This is a genomic window from Streptomyces sp. NPDC005533 (assembly GCF_042871845.1).
GTDB lineage: Bacteria > Actinomycetota > Actinomycetes > Streptomycetales > Streptomycetaceae > Streptomyces.
In genome coordinates this window covers 1-2,921 of sequence record NZ_JBIAJH010000146.1, presented here as the reverse complement: position 1 = coordinate 2,921, position 2,921 = coordinate 1, and the positions used below count along the sequence as shown (strand labels likewise).

2 protein-coding genes are annotated in these 2,921 nt (G+C 63.4%); both read left to right on the top strand.

All coding sequences use genetic code 11. The features are described 5' to 3' along the window. Window positions 1-564 precede the first annotated feature (564 nt). A complete protein-coding gene (locus ACFYP3_RS37395) occupies window positions 565-1,248 on the top strand; it encodes a hypothetical protein (protein WP_388842565.1) in 684 nt (227 codons plus the stop codon). A gap of 246 nt (window positions 1,249-1,494) precedes the next feature. Beyond that, the coding region (locus ACFYP3_RS37390) for a ricin-type beta-trefoil lectin domain protein (RefSeq protein ID WP_388842563.1) at window positions 1,495-2,921 on the top strand (1,427 nt) is incomplete at its 3' end.

Here is a 2,921-nt window from a genome sequence, read left to right as displayed (position 1 = left end):
TGGCCACCCTCCGCAACCTCGCGATCAACACACTCCGCGACGCAGGCCACCACAACATCGCCGCCGGAATCCGAGAAGTCTCCTACACTCCGTTCCCCCGCCCGCTCGACCTCCTCGGACTACCCCCGACCTGCGACGCAGCAAGATCAACACGACAATGAATTAGCCCTGCCCCTGTGACCTGCTGCTTCTCCCAGCAGCCAGGACTATGAATTAGCCCTGACTCGGACCGCCCTGACCTGCGACGCGACTTGATCCACCCGACGATGAATTAGCCCTGGGCTCACGACGGAGTGGCAGGGCAGTCAGAAGGCTTTGAGGCGTGTGGCGGTGCAGACGGTGGGTGAGTGGGCGTCATGGCTGAGCTCTCCTGGCCTCTGGCTATGTGGCCCCCGGTGTTTTCCTGACATTCGGCATGGGCGCGTATCCGGAGCCTGTGTAGCTGTCTCGCCGGATGCCTGCTGACGGCAAGGCGCTGCCCGGGCCTGCTCGCCCGAGGATCCGGGACGGAAAGCGGCCGGGCTCAGACGACAGGGAGTTTACGATTCTTTTCAGACGGGAGAGATGATGAAAGTCGCAAAATTCGTTCTTATTTCAGTCCTCGGGTTGTCGTGCGTGCATATGGCGGCCGCAGCCCCGGCGGGTGCTGCCCCGAATCCGCGTCCGGGGTACGGGAATAAAGCGCCGCTGAGCCCTGCGGAGAAAAAGAAGGGGAGATGGCAGATCACTGTGGATATAGCCGCCCCGGTGAAAAATACGCCGAAGGCGAAAATGGCAGTGAATATGGCTCTGACCGCGTGGCAGACCCCCCTCACCCGCGCCGGCCAGCCATCTTTCTTCAAACTGGGAGGCGCCCAGACCGACGTCAACTTCCCGTATAAGAGCCTGGCGGCGATCCGTTTTTCCATTGTCAACAACGGGTCCGTTCCGGACCTTGCCGTCGCCCGGCCGGTCGCGGGGTACTGCCCCCAAGATAATTTGAAATGCAGGAGCAGCGCCCAAGGGGTCCACGTCGTGATTCACATCGATGGGAAGAAGGTGGCGGCCGCTACGCAGGCGGACCTCAACAGGAAGGTCACACGGGAACTCGGCCGGGCTCTCGGCCTGAACTACGCAAAGACGGCCGCGTGTGAACTCGTGGTCAAACCAGGTGCCGCTCTGCCCGCCGGCTGTGCCGCCTGGCCGTCGGCACCCACCACCGCCGAGGTCAGTGCGGTGAAGAAAAACTATGGCTTCCCCGGTTTCTGACACCCCGTATCCCACCAGCCGGGTATAGAGGGTCGGTAGCTGTCCGGCGGTCGCCGGACAGCACCTTGCCCCTGCCCCTCCCCCGGACCAGTCCGTAGGCCGGCGGCGCAGGGCCGGGCAGCCTCCCGGCCGTGCGGGCCGAGAAGTCCACGGGCGCAGGTGCCACGGGATGCCCGGTAAGGGATGACGCAGTCGGGAAGCACGACCAGGCGGCTTGATTCATGACGAGAAAGAAGGAATGGACCAGTGGCTAAAACAATGAAATTCGCTGGCGTCTCGGTGCTGGCTGCGGCTCTTGCTGTCGGATTCGGCCCGGTGAGCCAGGCCGATACACTGCCCACCCCGGCCACGAAGGGCATGCGTCCGGGCCCTGTCAAACTCGGAGGAGCGACAGGAACAAAATGCCTCGACCTTGCCTTCGGAGCGACCGCTGACAACACGCCTGTTTTCATGACCGGCTGCAACGGTACAACGAATCAGGATGTAGTCTTCACCCCGCAGGGAGAGCTGCAACTGAAAGGGAAGTGCATCGAGCCTTACGGAACCACGGTGGCGAACGGCGCGAATATCGTGATCTACACCTGCAATGGTACCGAGAAGCAGAAATGGGCTCAGGGCGACACCCAGGGAATGCTCTACAACCCTGCCTGGGACAAGTGCCTCTCCGTCCGGATCGGCACCCTCGACAGCACCACCATCGAGCCCCTCATGTGGGACTGCTACCCCGGACAGATCGAACAGACATGGGCAGCACCGCTCTGGGGCGAGGTAGGCCTTTTGGGCGGCAACTGCCTGAACATTCCCGGAAACAACTGGGTCGAAAACTACGAAGCCACCCTTTATCCCTGCAACAACAACCTGTCCCAGACCTGGACATACGACAGCGCAACCGGAAATATACGAGGAAAAGGCGGCGACGGAAAATTCTGCCTCAACGCACCCGCCACAGCCGCCCGAACCCGTCTGAGCCTCCAGGGCTGCGTGGCCGGGAAACCGAGCCAGGTATGGCAGATCAATAGTGACGGAAGGCTGTTCAACCCCGTCTCCGAGATGTGCCTCAACCCCGTCGGCAACTCCACCGCCCCGGACACCAAACTGGAACTGGTCTACTGCGATGCCGCCAGCGCGCCCATGGTGGACTGGGTCCCCTCTTCCGGCCAGACCGTGTACGACGCATCCGGCAACAGCACCAATGCGACCGTTCAAGGCGGCACGCCCGCATACACGACCGGTCCGACAGGCCCCGCAGTGACGCTCAACGGCACCACGTACGTCTCTGCGACGGCACCGAATTTCGGTCCCCTCAGCGAGTTCTCGGTGAACACGGAGTTCCGGGCGGACGCCGAGGGAACCTACCAGCGCATCGTCGACTACATCCAGCCCCCCGGAAGCGCCGGAACCACCGGCTTCATCATCGACCTGACTCCCACGAGGAACGTCCGGTTCATCGGCGGGGGAGCGGCCGCGGTCACGCCCGTCGTCGTTCCCAAGGGGCAGTTCGTCCGCCTGGCCGTCACAAGGGACAGCTCCGGCCTGGTCACCGTCTACCTCGACGGGGCGAAGGCCTGGAGCGGCCAGGTCGGCACGGCACCGATCGGCGCCGGCACCGGAAAACTCAACTTCGGCGCCGACCAGGCGGGCGGAAGCCGACTCACAGGAGCCATGGGACGCAC

Excerpts from the sequence above, each read along its gene's own strand:
- ACFYP3_RS37395 (WP_388842565.1), top strand. The coding sequence starts at position 565 with ATGATGAAAGTCGCAAAATTCGTTCTTATTTCAGTCCTCGGGTTGTCG.